Source organism: Streptomyces sp. PA03-6a (assembly GCF_033792765.1).
Taxonomy (GTDB): Bacteria; Actinomycetota; Actinomycetes; order Streptomycetales; family Streptomycetaceae; genus Actinacidiphila.
Map to the genome: position 1 here is coordinate 1 of NZ_JARAVK010000633.1, position 543 is coordinate 543.

General features: G+C 73.7%; 1 pseudogene. It reads left to right on the forward strand.

The features are described from left to right. A pseudogene (locus PV350_RS46980) lies at nucleotides 1–543 on the forward strand (M4 family metallopeptidase); the annotation flags it as partial.

The following is a 543-nucleotide window of genomic DNA, read 5'->3' on the forward strand; positions in this document are numbered from 1 at the left end:
AAGGGCGTGCTCGCCCGCCACGTCACCGTGCGCGGCACCGACCCGGCCACCGGCGCCCCCGTGGTCCAGGAGGTCTACGTCGACGCCGCCACCGGCGTCGCGGTCTTCGAGTACGGCGGCCTGCCCACGTTCGCCCCGACCGGCTCCGCCGGCGGCGCCACGCACCGCAGCGGCACGTCCATGCGCAGCGGCACCTCGATGCGGGGCGGCGCACCCGCGGCGGCGACCGGGTCGACGGGCGTCACCGGCAGCGGCGTCCTGCTCAGCGGCACCACCGTGCCGCTGAACCTCACCAAGGACGCCGGCACCGGTCAGTACCTGCTGCGCGACACCGCGCACATGGCCGACAGCAAGAGCCACAACGTCATCCAGACCTGGGACGCCTCCAGCGTCTGGTACCAGGACGTGTCGGGCCAGTGGCCGGAGAGCGTCGTGCCCTTCGCGATGCCGACCACGAAGGCGCCGCAGGAGATGACCGACAGCGGCGCGGTGGACGCCCACTGGGCGGCCGGGAAGGTGTACGAGTTCTACCGCGGCACCTTC